Here is a 17,952-nt window from a genome sequence, read left to right on the forward strand (position 1 = left end):
CGAAACCTTGAGTTCGTCGACGGCGGGACGGGTGTCGCAGGGAGGCGCTTTAGCTGGCCGGCTTCCCTGGCGGGGCCATGTCCGCTGCTTTGGAGAGCGTAGACAAACGCCGGCGACGGTATGGAATGTGCTGGAACCACTGCGACGGCCGGGCCTCGCACAATTCCGCCAACGACCGCCCTGGCCGGAGAAGGGAGAGATTCCATGACTCATCAGGACTTTGTTCGTCAGCTTGCGATGACGCTTCGCGATATGCCGCGTGGCGTTACTGCGGAGCTCAGCGATTGCATGGTGGCGTACTGGAACGGGCACTCCGTCGTCTTCGCCTTCCTTTGCGAGCGTGGGACCGGAGCGGTAGAGGAGGAGTTCGACATTGACGATTATGTCTGGGAAGACTGGCGGCCAACCTTCGAAAACTGGCTTGCACGGCCCGTGTTCAGCGCCAGCCCGGAGGTTGAGCTCTGGCTGAGAGATGCTCCGCCGCACGAGGCCGGTGCGTGAAATGGGGCGCTGGAGTCGCGGGCGTGGAAAAGCAGTTGCCAGTCCGTTGCAATCGGAAGAGGGCGCGCTGCCGCTGCTGATTTCGCCCCAGCTAGCCACACTCGTAGACCGCGCCCCGAAAGGCGGCGACTGGTCCTACGAAGTAAAATTCGACGGCTATCGCGTGATGACGCGTATTGAACGCGGTATCACCCAGATTTTTACCCGCAACGGACACGACTGGACTGCGCGCATGCCGCGGATAGCCGATGCCTGCAACGCCCTACAGGTTGACGACGCCTGGCTTGACGGGGAGGCGGTCGTACTCGACTCGGGCGGCCGCCCCGATTTCAACGCGCTGCAGAATGCCTTCGACCGGCGCAGCACGGCCGACATTGTCATGTTCGTATTTGACATCCTCTGGTTGAATGGTGTCGATCTGCGTGAGCAGCCATTGCGTTCCCGCCGCGCGCTCCTGCGCGAACTGATGGAGCAGGCGACATCCGACGCGATACGCTTTTCGGAAGACTTTCCGCAGGACCCCGTGTCTCTTGTCGCCTCCGCATGCAAGATGAAGCTTGAGGGCATCATCGGCAAGAGGGCGGACGCGCCTTACCGTTCCGGTCGCTCGACGGACTGGATCAAACTCAAGTGCCAGGCCAGGCAGGAGTTCGTTGTAGGCGGCTTCACGCGGGCGAAGGGCGCGCGGGCGGGAGTGCAATCGCTGCTGCTTGGCGTGCATGAAAAGGACGGTTCATTGCGTTACGCGGGCAGCGTGAGGCCGTACTTTTCATCCCGCGCCGCGTCCGCCTTCCTGACGAGAGCAGACTCCGTGCGCCGCGAGGCCACTGCCTTCTACAACCCGCCGAAGCCCGAGAAGGAACGGGATTATCTGTGGCTCGATCCGTCGATCGTCGTTGAATGCTCGTTTCTCGAATGGACGCCGGGCGGCGAAGTGCGTCACCCCGTCTTCCATGCTGTGCGCGACGACAAGCCCGGGTCCGCAGTCAGCGAAGAGCCGATGGTGACCGTAGAGTGCGACGAGCCAGTGGAAGCTGACGCCGGCTCTACACGGGAAGTGGCGGGCGCCAAGGGCGCAGTGAAGATCGGCGGCATCCGGATCACCAATCCGCAGCGTGTTCTGGACGAAGTCACCGGCCACACAAAGAGGGAACTGGTCGAGTACTACTCAGCCATCGCTGAGTGGGCGCTGCCGTATCTGCATAACCGTCCGCTCGCCCTCGTTCGCGCCCCGGAAGGAATCAAGGGCGAGCTTTTTTTCCAGAAGCACAGTGAGAGAGCCCGCATTCCGGGTGTCGTCGAACTGCCTCCCGAGTTGCATCCACGTCACCCTCCGTTACTGGTCGCGGGCAGCGAACAGGCGCTCGTTGGCTTGGCACAGATGAGCGTTATCGAGATCCACACGTGGAACGCCGTCGCACCGGACCTCGAGCATCCCGATCGCATCATCTTCGATCTCGATCCGGACCCTGCGCTGCCATGGACCGCGATGCTGGAAGCCGCCAGTTTGATGAAGGTCGTGCTCGACGAGATCGGCCTGCACTCCTTTCTTAAGACGAGCGGCGGCAAAGGCTTTCACATCGTTGTGCCTCTCACTCGCCGACAGGGATGGAGCGAAACCAAGGCGTTCGCCCACGGGGTTGCGAAGCATATCGCGCACGTCGTGCCGCAGCGATTTTCGGCAGTGCTCGGCCCTAAGAATCGCGTCGGAAAAATTTTTATCGACTATTTGCGCAACAGCCGTGGGGCGAGCACAGTTGCCGCCTTCTCCGTGCGCGCCCGCCCCGGCATGGGTGTCTCAATGCCTGTCTCCTGGGACGAACTTGGGGAAATTAGCCGCGGCGATGAGTGGACAATGACTAAAACCGTCGAGCGTCAGAGATCGCTGAAAAAAGACCCGTGGCAGGGCTACTGGCAGACGCGGCAGGGCATCACGGCAGCCATGCGGCGCGCAGTGGGCCTGGCTTGAGTACGCTTGGCCGCGGCGAACGGCTGACGCGCGGCGACCGGGACGCAACCATCATGAAGTGGACATGCCATCGCGATAGGCAGGCTCCAACCCGAGGTGGACTTTCGATCTGCTCCAAAGCAGACATTCACGAGACAAACGAACGCAAGAAATTCTTGCGTTTCCATCTGACAATCAGTTGAAGTAGTAGCCGCAAATTGCGCCGGTCAGTCCGATATGCGTTTGAATCGATAGAGCGCGTAATGCTTTGCCGTTCCCGTTGGGATTGCACCAAACAGCATATTCATGTGAACTTGCATGTGTTCCTCAACCATCAGGTCGCCATGCTCGTCGAGGTAAAGCGCGGCCGACGAGTCTGTACTGTTCGGGCCGAACTCGGAGCGCCCCGTCCCACTGGCGCCACCCCATGCAATCTTTCCGTTTCGGCCCGTGCACACGAATCGGCCTTTGTCCTCCATCGAAGAGATGTACTCGACAGGTTGTCCAGTAGGAAAGGCAAGCGTCACAGTCGCCCTCCGGTCGTTCCAGGTGATTGCTCCGGACTGAGGGTATCTGCCCGTTTCCGCTGCGTGAAGCTCAGCAACCTCAAGAGCGCCTCTGAAAGGAAAGGCATAGTCGATACGCAGGCTCTGCTGAGCCTGCCGGGCAACAGCATCGCCGTCCACCAGCAACCCACGTCCCTCATATTTTCCGCTGAGATCTGGACATACGCTTGATGCGTACGACGCAGGTTCGAGGTTCTTGCCACCTGCGCCTGGATAGCTCGGTGGTGAATGCAAACATCCGCAGCAAGCGATCGATGCCGTTGCGACAAACAGTGTACGCAGCCTCAATTCTGGTCCTTTGTTATGGCGCTCGACAACCCGGGATTCTCGATGGTCTCTTCCAAGTGTGGCTGTCGCAAATGTCAATGATAGGGATTGTCAACGGTTGAGAGGCCCGCGTCGAGTGGCCGCTCCTGGCCGGCTGCCGTCCCGCAGGCAAGATATGGCTTCGTGTCGGCGTTCAGAGCGGAGGCCTGCCCAGCTTGGCCCACTGCTGCACGGACTCCCGGTCCCATTGACGCGCTGCATACGATGCCAACTTCGCGGGAACGTCGTCGCCATTCATGACGAGGCGATTTAGCATCAGCGCCAAGTCCGTGTCGGCGATACACCAATCGCCCAAGAGGTGGGATGCATCCTGGGAGAGAAGCCTGTCGGCTGCGAAGTACAGCTTTTGCACTGCCAACTCCGCTGCGGCTGTAAGAGCCGGAGCCTCCTTTTTGTAGAACACAACCTCCGTGGAGCGCTCCTGACGAATCGGCAACAGATCGCTTCTGAGCCACGCCTGGAGTTGGCGCGCCCGAGCCCGGAGATGTCGGTCAGGGGGATAAACGGGGGTTTCAGGGAAAGTATCGTCAAGATACTCAGTGATTGCCGATGACTCGGATAGCGCAAAATCGCCATGTACTAACGTGGGTACGCGCTGAGTCAGCGATTCGACGGCGTAACTCTGTTCACGATTAGCGCCGCGTCCAAGGTCAACCGCAAGCAGATCGAATGTTAGTTTCTTCTCCCGAAGCGCTACGAACACAGACATCGCGTACGGGCTTGCGAACTGCGCATCAGCATATAGACGAAGCGGTGGCTCAAGCATGACACATCCTTGGTGACCGCTTGTTGAGCAGCTCGATGGAAGGAGCCTGAAGAGGAATGGGCATTGTCAGCGATCTGAGGCGTGATGTCGAACGGCCGATTTTGGCCCGGTTAATGCCTGATCGGACGCGCCCCGTCCGGGGCGCCGTATGAGATGCTCGTTCAGACAATGTAGCGCTTCGCGCGCCCGGATGTCGGACGACGCCTCGGGGGGCGCCCTTCTGCTCACGCAAAAGCGGAAGCTGGCGCAACGCTTCTTCGTTGGCCGGGCCGATAGAAAGCGACGCGCATACGCCTTCATCGCCTCGTCGACCCTGCCCGTCTCCTCGATAGGCATTCCGTGGCTGAGTGCGCTTCGCGTCGGGAGCGGGCGACAGCAGGCTAGCAGTACGCATACTCGCCGACAGGCCCATTATTTGCTCCAGCGTCGTTAATTCGTGAAACAAGGAGGACCTATGGCAGACCAGCATAAACCCGGCGAGACCGTTAAGACATCCGGGATTTACAAGGTAGTGAAGGAGGGTGGAGGCGGCCCGGAATTCGAGGTCACCTGTGTCGAAGGGGAGCATTTTCCGCCGACCCGCTCGGGCAAAGGCGCGCACTATGAACTGGTCCACGGCGCGACGCATTCGCATAAGCACAGCGAGCTTGGCAGCGGCGACAATTAGCGAGGCTATGGAACGCCCGGATGGCCCGCGTTGAGGGAACGGTGCAGCGCGGCAGGCCGTTGATCGGTGCGGGCGCGTAGCCAGGTTCGGCGTTGCCGGGAGGGCGGCGATATGACCAGACGATGGACAGTCGTGGCGGCAATGTTCGCTTCGACCTTTCTGCTCGGCTGCGCGGTCCGCAGCATGCCGTATAACGGCCCTTACCTGACGCCGACAGAATGCCGTGACCTCGCGGCGCTAAGATCAAGCGCGCCCCCGACCATGGCGCAGCATCAGAGTGAACTGGCCGCGCTCAGAAAAGCCGGCTACGATCCGTCGCCCTGGTATGACGATCCGTATTACCCCGATGACCTGCAAGCGGCACAGCGCCTCGTGGACTACTGGTTTCAGACCGAATGTCAGCAGTCGCAGTCGGGTTGACGGGCGTGAATGTCCTGACGGTCAGGGGGCCAAGCCCGGGAACCCGATCTGCCGCCTGACATGGGCGGAAAAGCCCATAACGCGGCGAATAGCGACGCGCTCCCCAGGAAGCTCGCGGGCACGTATGAGCCGACGGTTCCGCGCTCTGCATCTGATGCATAGCCGGTGGCAGAATGATTGCCCTGATCTCAACGGAGACTGGCATGTCGATCTTGGTAGGCACTGCTTCGTGGACAGACAAGACGCTGGTCGAGTCGGGCGCCTTTTATCCTCCCGGCTGCAATAGCGCAGAAGCTCGTCTGCGGTATTACGCAAGCGTGTTCCCCCTGGTCGAAGTCGATTCCTCGTACTACGCGATGCCGAGCGCGACCAACAGTGCCCTATGGGTTGAGCGCACACCCCCTGGGTTCGTCTTTGACGTGAAGGCCTTCCGGCTGTTCACCGGCCACCAGACCGAGCCGCGATTTTTTCCGAAAGATCTTCAGGCAGCCCTTCCAAGCACCGGCAAGAAGAACCTCTACTACAAGGACATCCCGCAAGCGGTGCTGGATGAACTGTGGGCCCGCTTTTTTGAGGCGCTGCAGCCGTTACATGTGGCCGGCAAGCTAGGCTCGGTGCTTTTTCAGTTTCCTCACTGGATCACCGCGGTACCGAAAGCCAGGGAGCACGTTGAACACTGTGCGGAGCGCATGCATCCGTTCCTCACCGCATTTGAGTTCAGGCATGAGAGCTGGTTGGGCGAAAAGCACCGGGAGTCGACGCTCGCAATGGAGCGGGAACGCGGCATTGTGCACGTCATTGTCGATGCGCCGGAGGGAGTGTCAAAACGCGCACACACCGTTTGGGAGGCGACCTCTCCGGAACTCGCGATCGTACGGCTGCACGGCCGCAATGCAGACACGTGGTCGGGCGCCGAATCGGCCGCCGATCGCTTCAACTATGAGTACTCGGAGGACGAATTGCGCTCGCTCGCGCCGGACATCCAGGCGATTGCGAAGAACGTCGGACGCACGCACGTCCTGTTCAACAACTGCTATAGGGACGTCGCACAGCGCAACGCGGGAATGATGACCCTGCTGCTCAGCGAGCGACCGTAGGGGTAAGCATACTTCCTTCCAATGTAACCGTAGCTGATCAATATATGCTATGCGATGCAAGGCGGTGAAGTTACTTCGCCCACCTATCACGTCGCACAATCAGCCTTTCCGGCTTTGGAGCAGAATGTTATCTGCATAGTATTATTAACGCACAGTAACAGGAGAGCGCGAATATGTCGTGGTCATTCCAAGTGGACGACAACCATTCGATAGGGTTTGGACTTGATTCCGACGGTGCCGAGTATGTGTACGGCGATGCTTCAAGTTTTATTTTTGAGCACGAGTTAAGCACGCCGATCCCGTCGCGGCTCAAAAACGCGGTTGCTAGCTGGTCGATTCGCACGCCTGCGTCGTCCGATGCCAGTCTTGACCCCGCTGCTCTGGTCTCTACCAAGCCGTGCGCGCAGCCCCGGGGAAGGTTCACGCGATGATCCAATTTCATGGTGCCAACGAGTACAACCGTGCAGACTTAATAGGAGCCACGATCTGCGTTCCGCAAAACCGTTTTGCACTTGTTCGAAAGCAGTTGGAGATAGCGGTCACATCTCGCCTTCCCACGCAGACGATCATCGTGCTGGATTTCAATCAGTTCAATAATCACGAAGGGACAACGATCCCCACGCTGCCCACGTTTATGACCTATGGAAAGCCGGTAATGTCTAGCCGGATGCAGATCACGACTCGCAGAATCGTCGACTAGGGGAACCGTTCGCTTGAAGCTCTTTTTTAGTCAGAAACGAACAAAAACATGACGCCAAATGACCAAAGGCCTGACAGTGCCCTTGATGTTGCCCTTACTGACACTCTCTTAAAACAGGCGGTGCTTACCACGTTTAAGACCGTTGACTTATGCTCACAAATCGTGTCGCCTCGTATTGAACATGCACATGAGTTGGCGAAGTGGGGACTGAAAATTGCTCGTCGTGATTACGATAAAAATCCGGAGCGATTGATGTTGCTAATTTCTCCGTCTAGTGTGGCGAACGCTCTTGCTGTTTGGGGATCCTCGAAAAGCGACTGGATTGTTTTGAGTGATGGGCTTTTACTCGCCCTGCAGTCAAAGGCAAATCAGGTAGCGGAAAAGCTCGCGTCCGAGCAGTCATGGATACTCGAGACAGAATTGCTCAGGAGCATCCAGAAGGTTGATACGCTAACCGGGCTCGATACACCCGTGGCGTCATTTTTGTATTTTGCGGCGGTTTCGTTCTTCGTCGGACACGAGGCTGGGCATCACGTTCTCGGTCACGACGGATACTTTCGAAATGGAGCACATGCAGAGGTATCCGATCAGAATTCAACTCCGAATGTTGATTCGAAATTGACTAAACAGGCTCTCGAATTTCAGGCGGATCGTTACGGGGTGATGGTCGCACGGGTTGCGATGATTGGATGGCTGTCTCGACATTGGGACGTGCGAGAGTATTCAGCCCAGGAACGAGCTTCCTATCAGTGGATTATTGCTTTCGTAATGAGCGTTGGTGCACTCATGGCGCTTTCGGTAATCAAGCCGCGTCGTATTGATTGGGAGGCGGCCTATGGGAGGGAGCATCCGCCCGGCGTGCTGAGGATGATCCAGCTTCTGAATGCTTTGACGGAGTCAATCAAAGAAAACTTTGGGTTGCTCGGAGATAAGGAGCTGGAAACGATTCGTCTCGAGGCCATCGATCTCGTCGCCGAGACCACGCTCGTCCCAGGGTCGCCGGATCATATCCTTTTCCGAGACCGCCTCGCTCGAGAAGGAAGGCGCGCCGCATTACGTGCTATCGGATTGCTTCAAGCGATCCATGACCCGAACGCTGCCTCCTACATACAGAAGATTGCCAACACCTTTCATGAGGTGACCCCTTTGCTCAACCCGAGAAGCAGAAGATTCATTGAAGACTTGGGCGTGGCACCGCAATGACTGCAGAGGCGAAACACCTTGGTTGCTCGACAATCAACATGTATTCGGCTGGTAATGAAAAACAATACCAGCCGATCAAGCTGCTGACCCGTTCGAACGCGCTTGCCTAGATACGGGGGCTGGCCCGGGACGCAGTGGTTGCGCCAGCAAGGGCAACGCCATTGACGATGTCTTGCATTGGTGAGCGTCCGTAACAACCCACGTGCCTTGCGAACGTGACTGTCCGTTCAACTGCGATCAGCGGACATTTGCGACCCGAAGCTCGAATGTAGCTGACGGGTCGACGCCGCGAGTTCATAAATGAGTTCGTCGCCGTTCATGCAAGCGCGTCGGGTGCCGGAAAATCCTGGTAACCCGCGTCCATCGGGTAGGCGCTGTGGTCAGGATAGGTGGTATGGACTATCCGACGGTCTTGCGGATGAAAGCCGGTTGTCCTCCTGCCCATTTTCGCTTCGCAAGTAATCAGTCGGCTAGTGCCCATCATCTCGCCCAAGTATGTGCCGTCCGCGGCGAACACCTCGTCCCCCAGGAAGCGCCCAACGTTACGGCCATCGCGCGCCCACAGGTCGTCCCCGTCCCGATAGCCGAAGCTCTTGCCACCCCAAGTCCATAGCCAGTCCACTTTCCCTCCCCCGTTGTTCGAGCCCGCAGCCGCAGAACGAATCTCACCGCGATGGCTCCTGCGCACGCGCGTCGTCGAGCCACTCGAGCAGCGACGGCCGAAAAGTGAAAGCAGGGCGCATTATCCAAGCTGCAACGTTCTCCCTCATTTGCGGCAGAAGGTCCTCAGGCTCGAACGGATCCACGACGCCCCCCGGCTCGTCCGTAGAGAGGTGCGCACCGTTCAACCTAACGCCGTCCCAGTACAGCACGCTATCCCCGGTAATGTCGGCAGTGGTTCCTGGTGGTCGGTCGCGAAGGAGCATGGAAATGTTTGCGCAGGCCCTTTCCAATTCGGCGCCGAGCGGAGCACGCTTGTATTCGCGACGGCTCAATCCTGCGGTCACATATGCCAGTCTGACGAACGCAAAGGCCCGTGGACCAAGTTCCTGCTCAGCGCAGCCCGTATAGGCGCAAAAGTGCTCGAAGTCGTCCAACGGTGTATGACCGAGATCGTTTGTTGGTAGATCGCGCTTCCCGATCACAAGTTGGAGCAACTCATCAGGCTTCCCGTAACACATGGCGTCCTCCCGTCCTGTCCTTCCCGAACCGAGCAAGGCGGGTTCCTGGGGCGCGAGCGGAGCCAACTTTGTGACTCTGCCGGTCGCCGGCATTGTTTCCGCAGACCTGGGAAAGGAAGCAGCGAAGCCCGCCCGGGCTCCTGTTGCTGCGAAATGAGCGGCCCTTTGGCCTCTTATTGATGGTTTGATCCCGACGCGCGCCGCTATCCTTTACGAAGACTCTCAGGTTCTGCCACGGCCCTAAAAATGGGCAGAACATTTAGCCGACCCCTGCGGTCGGCTTTTTTTCCGGACTTTCGTGCCGTCGGCTATTCATGCGGAACGTTGAACGAAGTAACCCGTCGTCTTCACCCGCAAGCTGGTATGGAAAACGCCAAACCACGGAGGAGTAACAAGAATGGAATCAATTAATGTACCGGGCAAGATCATCTCTCAGTCGCACGATGGATGCATCGCGACGATCGGGCCGGTCTCGGCGTCGATGACCCGCGCAACGCTACAAGCGATGGTGACCGCGGTCGAAGAGATTGACAGGAAGATTGGAGCCTCCCCTCTTGCTGTCGTCGGTCCAAGTTTCGAGCTTCGCAACGGATGGATCGCAGTTGCCTGGGAGAGAGATCGGAAGTGCTACGTGTTTAACCTGCGCGGAGTAGCGTGGAACGTGTTACGCAGCGACGTAGATTCGTTCGTTCGTGATGCTGCAATGCCGTTTCTCGCGCGTGGCACGGCGAGCAAGTTACTCCAGCGCATCGAAGGCGCAGTCGATACTGGTACCGACTAACCACGCAACACGCGCTTGCCGGTACTTGCGGCTTGCATCACAGGTATGCAGAGGCCGCCTTTCCCGGTGACAGCGAATAGGGAAAGAAAGGGTGGGAAACAATGCGTCGCATGCGAGACGGGTACTTCATGGGGAAGCTCCCGCCGGCGCACGCTTGCGACTCGCTGTTAGTGGACCTGCCGCCAGGCGCGCTCCAGAGCGCCAAAGATAATCGGCACAAAATCGTGCCCCTCAAACGAGGCGGGCCGGTCGTCGTTCGGATACTCCAGCACGGCAGGCGCACAGATCATCTGCAGCAACCGGTCACTGAACCTGCCGCCAGCCGTTACCTCGGCCAGCACCTCCTCTTCCATCTGATGAAGCAGCTTCCAGGTCAGGACGCCTTTCGAGCGATGACGCTCGACAACGCGCGGTATGACTTCCTCAGCGGCCGCCTGCGCGTCAAACAGGACGTTGTAGTTCGCCATCGTTTCCTTCCTCGTTGTTTCAGTGAAAATTGCGGCTCGCCGTCGGCAGTTCGCCAAGCAGATGCGACACGTCGACGAGCCGTTGGGCGACGAGGTGCGTCACGTCACCTTCGCGTTGCCACACACCATACACAGCGAGCAGCGATGCGCCGAGCGCCTCGCGACGTTGCCGCTCGAGCACCGACTGCCAGACGATGACATTGACCGACCCGGTCTCGTCCTCCAGCGTCATGAACATCACGCCGTTCGCGGTGCCGGGGCGCTGCCGCACGGTCACAATCCCGCATCCCCGCGCGAGCTGTCCATTGCGATAACGCATCAACGCTTCAGCAGGCATCAGCCGCATGGATAGCAGCTTTTCGCGTAGCAACGCAATCGGGTGACGGCCGAGCGTGAGGCCAGTCGAGCGGTAGTCCGCGATCAGATCCTGTCCTTCCGTTGGAGCCGTCAGTGCCGGCGCCTCTTCCTCGCGTGTCGTTGCGCGTAACAGATCCTTGTCGGGCACCGCGGCGACCGCCGCCCACAGTGCCTGTCTGCGGTCCCCGGAGAGCGGCTTGAGCGCGTTCGCTGCCGCCAGCACCTGCAGGTCGTGGCGGTCGAGCTGTGCGCGGTTGGCAAGATCTGCGACGTCGCGAAACGGCCTGACCGCACGTGCCGCCTCAATGCGCCGGGCTGTTTCCTCGCGCATGCCGCGAACGACGGACAAGCCGAGCCGCACGGGCGCCATACTGCCATCGCCTTCCATCGCCGAATCCCATTCGCTGATGGTCACATCGACCGGCAGCACGCCAACGCCGTGGCGCTTCGCGTCCTGCACAAGCTGTGAAGGCGAGTAGAAGCCCATCGGCTGGCTGTTGAGCATCGCGCAAAGGAACGCCGCAGGTTCGTGACGCTTGAGCCAGCAGCTCGCGTAGACGAGAAGGGCGAAGCTTGCCGCATGACTTTCAGGAAAGCCGTACTCGCCGAAGCCCTGGATCTGGGCAAAGATCGACTCGGCGAATTCACGGTCGTAGCCGCGCTGAAGCATGCCTTCGACGATCCGGTCATGGTAGTGCTGCAGGCCGCCCTTGCGCTTCCATGCCGCCATCGCGCGGCGTAGCTGATCGGCTTCGCCGGCGCTGAAACCCGCCGCGAGCATCGCTACCTGCATAACCTGCTCCTGAAAGATCGGCACGCCGAGGGTGCGTTTCAGCGCCTGCTCGACGTCGGGGCTCGGGTAGGAAACGGGCTCGATGCCCTGACGCCGGCGCAGATACGGATGCACCATGCCGCCCTGCACCGGGCCCGGCCGCACGATCGCAACCTCGATCACGAGATCGTAGAACTCGCGTGGTTTAAGACGGGGCAACATGCTCATCTGCGCACGCGACTCGATCTGGAACACGCCGACGGTGTCGGCCGCGCAGATCATGTCGTAAGTCGCTTCGTCCTCGGGCGGGATGTCCTGCATTTCAAACGGCTCGCCGCGCTGCTGCGATACGAGCTCGAGCGCCCGGCGGATCGCCGACAACATGCCAAGTGCGAGCGCGTCGATCTTCAGCAGGCCGAGCGCTTCCAGATCGTCCTTATCCCACTGGATCACAGTGCGATCTGGCATCGACGCGTTTTCCACCGGCACGAGACGGGACAGCTTGCCGCGCGCGATCACGAACCCGCCCGTGTGCTGCGACAGATGACGCGGAAAGCCGAGCAGCTGCGCGGCAAGCGTCGCCCACTGCTGGATCATCGGCGTCTCGGGATCGAGGCCGCTGTCCACGAATCGCCGTATTAAATCCGCGCTCGAATCGAACCAGTGATGTTCCTTCGCGACGCGGTCAACGATGACGGGGTCGATGCCGAGCGCCTTACCTGAATCGCGGATCGCCGAGCGGGGCCGGTAGGTCGTCACCGCGGCCGCGAGCGCCGCGCGTGTGCGGGAGTACTTCCGGTAGATGTACTGGATGACCTCTTCGCGGCGCTGGTGCTCGAAGTCCACGTCGATGTCAGGTGGTTCGCCGCGCTCCTTTGAGATGAACCGCTCGAACAGCATGCTGCTGCGGGCAGGGTCGACTTCCGTCACGCCCAGAACGTAGCAGACCGCGCTATTGGCGGCCGATCCACGCCCCTGACACAGGATGCCCTCGTTGCGCGCGAAGCGCACGATGTCGTACACCGTGAGGAAATACGGCTCGTATTTCAGGTCCGCAATCAGCGCGAGTTCGTGCTCGATCTGCACTTGCACGTTGTGCGGAATGCCGCGTGGATAGCGGCGCTGCGCCCCCAGATAGGTTTCGCCGCGCAGGTAGGCGGTTGGCGTCGTGCCGGGCGGCACCAGTTCGTCCGGGTATTCATAGCGCAGTTCGTCCAGCGCGAACGAGCATCGATTGGCGATGTTCAGCGTCTGCGCGAGCGCCTCCGCTGGATAGACGTTGGCAAGCCGCAAACGCGAGCGCAGATGCTGTTCGGCGTTGGGCGCGAGTTCAAAGCCGCATTCAGTGACCGGGCGGTTAAGCCGGATGGCGGTGAGCGTGTCCTGCAGGGGCTTGCGCGATCGCACGTGGATAAGTACCTGACCAGTCGCAACGACGCTCAGACCATGTCGCTCTGCGACGTCTAGCACGACATTGCGGTGAATGTCATCCAGCGCCCGCGCGTGCAAGGTGAGGCCCATCCAGCAACGATTTTCGCCAAACGTGCGCGCTGCCCATTCCGCCTGCGCGTCGAGGCGCGCTTCCTTCGCCGGGAATTCCGGCGTCAGGATGATCAGGCAGTCGGGCAGGGCGCGCAGGTGCGCATATGGCGGGTCCGGATGGTCGAGATCGTGCGGATAGAGCAGGTACGTGCCCTTGGCCGTGCGCGTGCGTGCGAGCGTAATCAGTTCGGACAGGTTGCCGTATCCGTCACGATTCTGCGCGATCGCCGTGAAGGCAAGGGCAGGGGAGCCGTCCGAATTGGTCAACCGGAAATGCGCACCTACGAGCAGCTTGATGCCCGCCTCTTTCGCCGCGACGTGCGCGCGCACGATGCCAGCGAGCGAGCATTCGTCGGTGACAGCAATCGCCTCATAACCGAGTTGCGCCGCGCGCGCGGCCAGTTCCTCGGCATGTGACGCGCCGTGAAGGAACGTGAAGTTGGAGAAGCACTGCAACTCGGCATAGCCCGGCAGGCCGAACGACGGATACGACATGGCTTATCCGAAGAGACCATGCAGATACCAGCGCGGCTCATCCTCGTCGACCGCACCTATGCGTTCCCGGAAAATCCAGTAGCAGATGTGATCGTCGGCTTCCGCGACGAAGTAGTCGCGTGTGACCGGCTCGCCCTGGAACCACCCCGCCTCAACGCGCTCGCCGGACGACACGGTGCGCAGCGGCGTGCCATAGAAGGGCCGTTCGCCCCGCATCAGGAGCTTCAGCGGCTGTTCCAGCAACCATGTCGGACGCGGCGTATCGCTCGCCGGCGGCACGTACTTTGTTTTGTTGTCCGTCACGGACACCCAGCGCGCGGCGACTTCCGGCCGGTGGTCAGCAACCGGCGCCGGGCGCAGCACATTTTCCGCGCCGAGGCGCGCAACCAGCAGTTCGAGCAGCCGCGCGTGATCGGACGCGGTACCGCCCGGCTCTGGAAAGAGCGAATCCGACGCGGCTTCCGCTTCGTTCACTTCCTGTACAACCAGTTGCAGGGCAATGACCGCGGCCGAGAGTTCCACGCGCGCAAGCCTTTCCTTGAGCAGCCGTAAAAGGTGATCCTCGCGCCACGTCGGCTCCGCGAGCGAGACTTCGATCGCGGTCGGCTCGATTGCATCGCGACCGCGTTCGTGCTCGAGCAGCAGAACGATGCGCGTCACGGCAAGCTGCTTCTGCGAGAGCCAGCCGGTTAGCTGAACCACGAGCCGGCGCGCCGCGAACAGGCAGGCCTCCGCGTGATCGATGCGATCCGGCAGTTCCACGCGCGCCTGAAAGGTCGGCGGCGTCTCAAACCATTCGAACACTTCGGGTGCATCTCCATTGGCGCGGTCGAGCAGATCCAGCAACGCTGTCCCGCAACGCTTCTTCAATCCTGCGCGCGGGAGTCGCATCAGTTGTCCAACCGTTTCGCAGCCGATGCCAGTGAGCCAGTCCATATGGCGACGCGCGGGTGGCGGCAGGCCCACGGGTAATCCGGCCAGCCTGCGGTGGAGAGAATCGTGCGACAGTGCCACACTGCCGCGAGCGCGCGCGAGCAACCATGCCGCCTGTCCCGTTGGTGCAACGCTGACGGTCGCGGTCATGCCGATAGCATCCGCCACTCGACGCGCCATGCGGCGCAACGAGCGGATGCCCCCAAAGAGCCGCAGACTTGCTGACACATCGACGAGCACAGTGCTTTCCTCCGCGATGACCACCTGCGGCGAAAGATTCAATAGGCCTGTGGCGACTGCGCGCACCGTGTTGACCTCGGCCGCGCTGTCACGCTCATGCATGACCGTAGCGGGCGCAAGCGTGAGTACGCCGCTGCGGCGCATGCCCATACAGACGCCTGCTTCATGCGCACGCGCGTCCATGGCGATGACGCGCTCTTTCTCGAGCACGGCAATGCCTTCGGTTGCGTCCGAGGTTTCACGCGACCACTTCGGCCGGAACACTTCGAGGCACAGTGACGGGAGATGGACGCCTAACCACAGTTGCATTGCGTTTTACGTTGAGGATCGGAGAGGGCGTCAACGGGACGAAGAGCGGCTCATCACGTGCGGGGCCGCGGCGTTTAAGGAACTGGATATTCACACCATCCTTCGCTGCACGTATCGCAAGCCGCAACGGCGCCGGCGAGGCGTCGCGCGTCGTCGCAAGCGGTCGCAACATGAAAAAGAGCGACTCGGACGCCTGTGCGGCCAGATGCAGTCGGCGCAGCGATTCGGGCCGCACGTGGTTCTGCCAGAAAAGCAAAGCACCGCATGTGCCTGCGCGCAGAATCTGCTCCGCGGCCCACAGCGCATCGGCCGTGCGGGGCGCCTTGACCGTCATTACATTTGAAGGATCGAGTCCCCACCAGGCGAGAGCCGTCGGCTGAAGGTCATGAGGCGGCTGCAGCATGGCAACAGGCCTGGACGACAACTGCTCGAATGCAGGACGAAGCAGTCGTAATTCGCCGCAGCCCGTCTGCTGCACAAGCAGATCGGTCAGTGCGCCGCGTGGCCAGCCACCGCCAGGCAATTCCCGCGCGAGGTTCTCGTCGCCGCAATCAACGACGCGCGACCGTGCGTGCGCCAGCTGATTGCCGCGCCAGAGATCCGGGTGAATCGTCTCGGGCAGCATAACGGCATTCATGGCTCCCTCCGGTGGCAAAATAGTCGGGTAGCAGCGACGCATTGCTGCGCCGCCGCCCCCTAAGAACCGTACGGGCGAGTTTCCCCGCATACGGCTCAAGCCTCTGTAAGGCCAGTGGTTGAACTAACCCGGCGGCACAACGTACCGACAGGGCCTTCTGTACCTGCGTCATGACAGCGCGCGGTCTAGCTGCGGCCGTGGCCCGTCCGCCGTGCGCGGGAGACCCGGCTTCGGATCGCAGCACGCTGCGCGAAGTAGGGGTGCCACGTACGATCGTATGGGTTGGCGTCCGACTGGATTTTCGGATGCCGTTCGATGGGGACGCTAGCTGCCGTCCGAAGTATCCGGAGCAGGGGGCGTCCGCTTTCGTCCAGTTGTTCGGTAGAGGCGCCGAAGACCCAGCGCCGCAGACCGATCTGGTGGAAATAACGTCGCATAACCCACTCTGGAGGCTTCTTTGGGTGGCGTCGCTTCGCCCATTGCCATATGGCGTACCAGATATGGCTGTCCACCTTGGAGAAGGTTTCCTGCGCAACAATGTGGCGGTGGTAGTTAGCCCAGCCTGTTATCACTGGATTGAGGGCGTCGATCAACGAGTGTTGCGGCGCTGACCATAGCCTTCGAATGACGTCCCGGACCTTTTGCAGGAAGGACTGCACATTCTTCCGCGCCGGTTTGATAAGCAGTTTGTCGCCATATCGCCGGATGTTCTGGCCAAGGAAGTCATAACCTTCTGTGAGATGGGTGATCTTCGTTTTCTCTGGAGCGAGTTCCAGTCCCCGTGATGCGAGAAACGTGGTGACAGCCGGTGTGATGATGTCTTGCAGCACTTCCCGGTTCAAACCAGTGATGACGAAGTCGTCGGCATATCGCACGAGATTGACCTTGTGGGCCGCACGCTGCGATGCATTCTTGAAGGCGGACGATATAGCCTTGTCCAGCCCATTCAACGCGAAGTTGGCGAGCACAGGGCTGATGATGCCGCCTTGTGGTGTGCCTTCGGTTGTTTTCGCGAATGTGCCGTCCTTCAGGTAACCGGCCCTAAGCCATTTCGCCAACACGGCCTTATCCATCGGCACGTGCTGTAGAAGCCACGTATGGTCAATGTTGTCGAAGCAGCCGCGGATGTCCGCTTCAAGGATCCACTGTGCCGAAACCCGTGCGCCCCGATCCTTTGGGTTGCCGTGGTAGCGGGCGTTCAGGAAGCATTGTGCTATCGCGTCGTGTGTGGATCGTTCTTTGCGGAATCCATAGGATTGCGCATCTGAGATCGTTTCGGATACGGGATCGAGGGCGAGCAGGTGTAGGGCCTGCATCGCCCGGTCGCGCATCGTAGGGATACTCAGTGGGCGCAGCTTGCCATTACTCTTCGGGATGTAGACACGTTTAAGCGGCATCGGTTGGTAGCCGCTCCGCTTTAGCGAGTCTATCGCCATGTATTTGGCATCCGGTGTCGACCAGAGTACCTTGTCGACGCCCGGTGTACGTTTGCCCTTGTTTTCCGTAACCCGTTTAACGGCTAAAGCTTTGCCGTAGAACGAGGTGGTCAGCAGCCGTTGCAGGGCCTTGACCCTGTTCCAGCGACCTTCCTGTGTTGCCTTCACGATACGTGCCTGCATTCTTTTGACCGTGGCGTGAGCGGTGTCCCAGTCGATGCTGTGCCACGACGCGCCCCGGTCGGCCAGCGCACACGTTGACTGCCCGTTCATTTGCTTTCTCGCCTTCAAAGATTACGCAAGCTATCTCGTGATGAGAGACCAGTTGGAAGTCTGCCCACTTTCGTGTCGAGCAATGTTCCAGCTCGTATCCAGGCCATTACAGTCTGGCATTCGCTTTCTCCAACCTCCTTTACCCACTTCGCCAACAGCCTCCCTTGCGGTCGGCCTGCCCCGGAGGGCGGCGAGATGGGCTTACCCTGTTCCGCTATCACCACAAGATGGCAGCGGCTCCCTCTTTACGCCGACGACGCAGTGTCTGCGTGCATCCCCAACAGACTGAATGCACCCGGTCGCTTAGCTTTTGCCCTCAGCCTGTCAGCATCTT

18 protein-coding genes are annotated in these 17,952 nt (G+C 60.3%); 9 read left to right on the forward strand and 9 right to left on the reverse strand.

Translation table 11 applies throughout. The annotated features are described in order from the left end of the window. Positions 1-204: 204 nt before the first annotated feature. The gene (locus OKW28_RS00730) at positions 205-501 is read left to right on the forward strand and encodes a hypothetical protein (protein WP_429443050.1); all 297 of its coding nucleotides are present in this window, start codon (positions 205-207) and stop codon (positions 499-501) included. A gap of 1 nt (position 502) precedes the next feature. Next, positions 503-2,470 carry a DNA ligase D gene (gene ligD / locus OKW28_RS00735; RefSeq protein WP_429443053.1) on the forward strand — a complete coding sequence of 656 codons (1,968 nt, stop codon included), beginning with the start codon at positions 503-505 and terminating at the stop codon, positions 2,468-2,470. Between the two features lie 206 nt (positions 2,471-2,676). Here ligD and OKW28_RS00740 read toward each other — a convergent pair whose 3' ends face one another. Both OKW28_RS00740 and yfcF read right to left on the reverse strand, forming a co-directional pair. Further along, complete coding sequence (locus OKW28_RS00740; protein ID WP_429443055.1) at positions 2,677-3,141, reverse strand: hypothetical protein; 465 nt, start codon at positions 3,139-3,141, stop codon at positions 2,677-2,679. Between the two features lie 334 nt (positions 3,142-3,475). Further along, positions 3,476-4,108: a glutathione transferase gene (gene yfcF / locus OKW28_RS00745; RefSeq protein ID WP_429443057.1), complete on the reverse strand. Its 633-nt coding sequence runs from the start codon at positions 4,106-4,108 to the stop codon at positions 3,476-3,478. Between the two features lie 454 nt (positions 4,109-4,562). Between yfcF and OKW28_RS00750 the strand changes: the two genes are divergently transcribed. From OKW28_RS00750 to OKW28_RS00775, 6 genes are all read left to right on the forward strand, one after another. Next, positions 4,563-4,775 (forward strand): hypothetical protein, encoded by a 213-nt coding sequence (locus OKW28_RS00750; RefSeq protein WP_128597437.1) that lies wholly within the window; start codon positions 4,563-4,565, stop codon positions 4,773-4,775. A gap of 141 nt (positions 4,776-4,916) precedes the next feature. Beyond that, the gene (locus OKW28_RS00755; RefSeq protein ID WP_429443060.1) at positions 4,917-5,195 is read left to right on the forward strand and encodes a DUF4148 domain-containing protein; all 279 of its coding nucleotides are present in this window, start codon (positions 4,917-4,919) and stop codon (positions 5,193-5,195) included. A 203-nt stretch (positions 5,196-5,398) separates the two neighbouring features. Continuing rightward, a complete protein-coding gene (locus tag OKW28_RS00760; protein WP_429443062.1) occupies positions 5,399-6,292 on the forward strand; it encodes a DUF72 domain-containing protein in 894 nt (297 codons plus the stop codon). A 173-nt stretch (positions 6,293-6,465) separates the two neighbouring features. After that, positions 6,466-6,723, forward strand: coding sequence for a hypothetical protein (locus tag OKW28_RS00765; RefSeq protein ID WP_429443064.1), 258 nt, complete (start codon positions 6,466-6,468; stop codon positions 6,721-6,723). Then, positions 6,720-6,992 carry a hypothetical protein gene (locus OKW28_RS00770; RefSeq protein WP_429443066.1) on the forward strand — a complete coding sequence of 91 codons (273 nt, stop codon included), beginning with the start codon at positions 6,720-6,722 and terminating at the stop codon, positions 6,990-6,992. The genes OKW28_RS00765 and OKW28_RS00770 overlap by 4 nt, the downstream gene beginning before the upstream one ends. 48 nt (positions 6,993-7,040) lie before the next feature. Next, entirely contained in the window at positions 7,041-8,195 is a 1,155-nt protein-coding gene (locus OKW28_RS00775) for a hypothetical protein (RefSeq protein WP_429443068.1), read from the forward strand. A 316-nt stretch (positions 8,196-8,511) separates the two neighbouring features. On the opposite strand, the gene OKW28_RS00780 is transcribed toward OKW28_RS00775, so the two are convergent. Next, positions 8,512-8,817, reverse strand: coding sequence for a hypothetical protein (locus OKW28_RS00780; RefSeq protein ID WP_429443069.1), 306 nt, complete (start codon positions 8,815-8,817; stop codon positions 8,512-8,514). Positions 8,818-8,860: 43 nt separating this feature from the next. Further along, on the reverse strand, positions 8,861-9,376 hold the full coding sequence (locus OKW28_RS00785; RefSeq protein WP_429443071.1) for a hypothetical protein: 516 nt from the start codon (positions 9,374-9,376) through the stop codon (positions 8,861-8,863). Positions 9,377-9,773: 397 nt separating this feature from the next. On the opposite strand from OKW28_RS00785, the gene OKW28_RS00790 reads away from it, so the two are divergent. Then, complete coding sequence (locus tag OKW28_RS00790; protein WP_128597457.1) at positions 9,774-10,157, forward strand: hypothetical protein; 384 nt, start codon at positions 9,774-9,776, stop codon at positions 10,155-10,157. Between the two features lie 167 nt (positions 10,158-10,324). Here OKW28_RS00790 and OKW28_RS00795 read toward each other — a convergent pair whose 3' ends face one another. The 5 genes from OKW28_RS00795 to ltrA form a co-directional block, all read right to left on the reverse strand. Continuing rightward, positions 10,325-10,624: a DUF2471 family protein gene (locus OKW28_RS00795; RefSeq protein ID WP_429443073.1), complete on the reverse strand. Its 300-nt coding sequence runs from the start codon at positions 10,622-10,624 to the stop codon at positions 10,325-10,327. Positions 10,625-10,643: 19 nt separating this feature from the next. Then, complete coding sequence (locus OKW28_RS00800; RefSeq protein ID WP_429443076.1) at positions 10,644-13,790, reverse strand: error-prone DNA polymerase; 3,147 nt, start codon at positions 13,788-13,790, stop codon at positions 10,644-10,646. Between the two features lie 3 nt (positions 13,791-13,793). Continuing rightward, positions 13,794-15,272 carry a Y-family DNA polymerase gene (locus tag OKW28_RS00805; protein WP_429443078.1) on the reverse strand — a complete coding sequence of 493 codons (1,479 nt, stop codon included), beginning with the start codon at positions 15,270-15,272 and terminating at the stop codon, positions 13,794-13,796. Beyond that, the gene (imuA, locus tag OKW28_RS00810) at positions 15,202-15,909 is read right to left on the reverse strand and encodes a translesion DNA synthesis-associated protein ImuA (protein ID WP_429443257.1); all 708 of its coding nucleotides are present in this window, start codon (positions 15,907-15,909) and stop codon (positions 15,202-15,204) included. The genes OKW28_RS00805 and imuA overlap by 71 nt, the downstream gene beginning before the upstream one ends. A gap of 185 nt (positions 15,910-16,094) precedes the next feature. Then, positions 16,095-17,618, reverse strand: coding sequence for a group II intron reverse transcriptase/maturase (gene ltrA / locus OKW28_RS00815; RefSeq protein ID WP_429443081.1), 1,524 nt, complete (start codon positions 17,616-17,618; stop codon positions 16,095-16,097). Between the last annotated feature and the right edge of the window lie 334 nt (positions 17,619-17,952).

Origin of the sequence: Paraburkholderia sp. 40 (assembly GCF_050434105.1) — a bacterium.
GTDB classification, from domain to species: domain Bacteria; phylum Pseudomonadota; class Gammaproteobacteria; order Burkholderiales; family Burkholderiaceae; genus Paraburkholderia; species Paraburkholderia tuberum.

Bases quoted from the DNA above. Each gene is read 5' to 3' on its own strand.
- ligD (WP_429443053.1), top strand. From the start codon at position 503: ATGGGGCGCTGGAGTCGCGGGCGTGGAAAAGCAGTTGCCAGTCCGTTG.
- OKW28_RS00800 (WP_429443076.1), bottom strand. From the start codon at position 13,790: ATGTCGTATCCGTCGTTCGGCCTGCCGGGCTATGCCGAGTTGCAGTGC.
- OKW28_RS00775 (WP_429443068.1), top strand. From the start codon at position 7,041: ATGACGCCAAATGACCAAAGGCCTGACAGTGCCCTTGATGTTGCCCTT.
- OKW28_RS00760 (WP_429443062.1), top strand. From the start codon at position 5,399: ATGTCGATCTTGGTAGGCACTGCTTCGTGGACAGACAAGACGCTGGTC.
- OKW28_RS00770 (WP_429443066.1), top strand. From the start codon at position 6,720: ATGATCCAATTTCATGGTGCCAACGAGTACAACCGTGCAGACTTAATA.
- OKW28_RS00730 (WP_429443050.1), top strand. From the start codon at position 205: ATGACTCATCAGGACTTTGTTCGTCAGCTTGCGATGACGCTTCGCGAT.
- OKW28_RS00765 (WP_429443064.1), top strand. From the start codon at position 6,466: ATGTCGTGGTCATTCCAAGTGGACGACAACCATTCGATAGGGTTTGGA.
- OKW28_RS00790 (WP_128597457.1), top strand. From the start codon at position 9,774: ATGGAATCAATTAATGTACCGGGCAAGATCATCTCTCAGTCGCACGAT.
- OKW28_RS00805 (WP_429443078.1), bottom strand. From the start codon at position 15,272: ATGCAACTGTGGTTAGGCGTCCATCTCCCGTCACTGTGCCTCGAAGTG.
- ltrA (WP_429443081.1), bottom strand. From the start codon at position 17,618: ATGAACGGGCAGTCAACGTGTGCGCTGGCCGACCGGGGCGCGTCGTGG.
- OKW28_RS00785 (WP_429443071.1), bottom strand. From the start codon at position 9,376: ATGTGTTACGGGAAGCCTGATGAGTTGCTCCAACTTGTGATCGGGAAG.
- yfcF (WP_429443057.1), bottom strand. From the start codon at position 4,108: ATGCTTGAGCCACCGCTTCGTCTATATGCTGATGCGCAGTTCGCAAGC.
- imuA (WP_429443257.1), bottom strand. From the start codon at position 15,909: ATGAATGCCGTTATGCTGCCCGAGACGATTCACCCGGATCTCTGGCGC.
- OKW28_RS00795 (WP_429443073.1), bottom strand. From the start codon at position 10,624: ATGGCGAACTACAACGTCCTGTTTGACGCGCAGGCGGCCGCTGAGGAA.
- OKW28_RS00750 (WP_128597437.1), top strand. From the start codon at position 4,563: ATGGCAGACCAGCATAAACCCGGCGAGACCGTTAAGACATCCGGGATT.
- OKW28_RS00755 (WP_429443060.1), top strand. From the start codon at position 4,917: ATGTTCGCTTCGACCTTTCTGCTCGGCTGCGCGGTCCGCAGCATGCCG.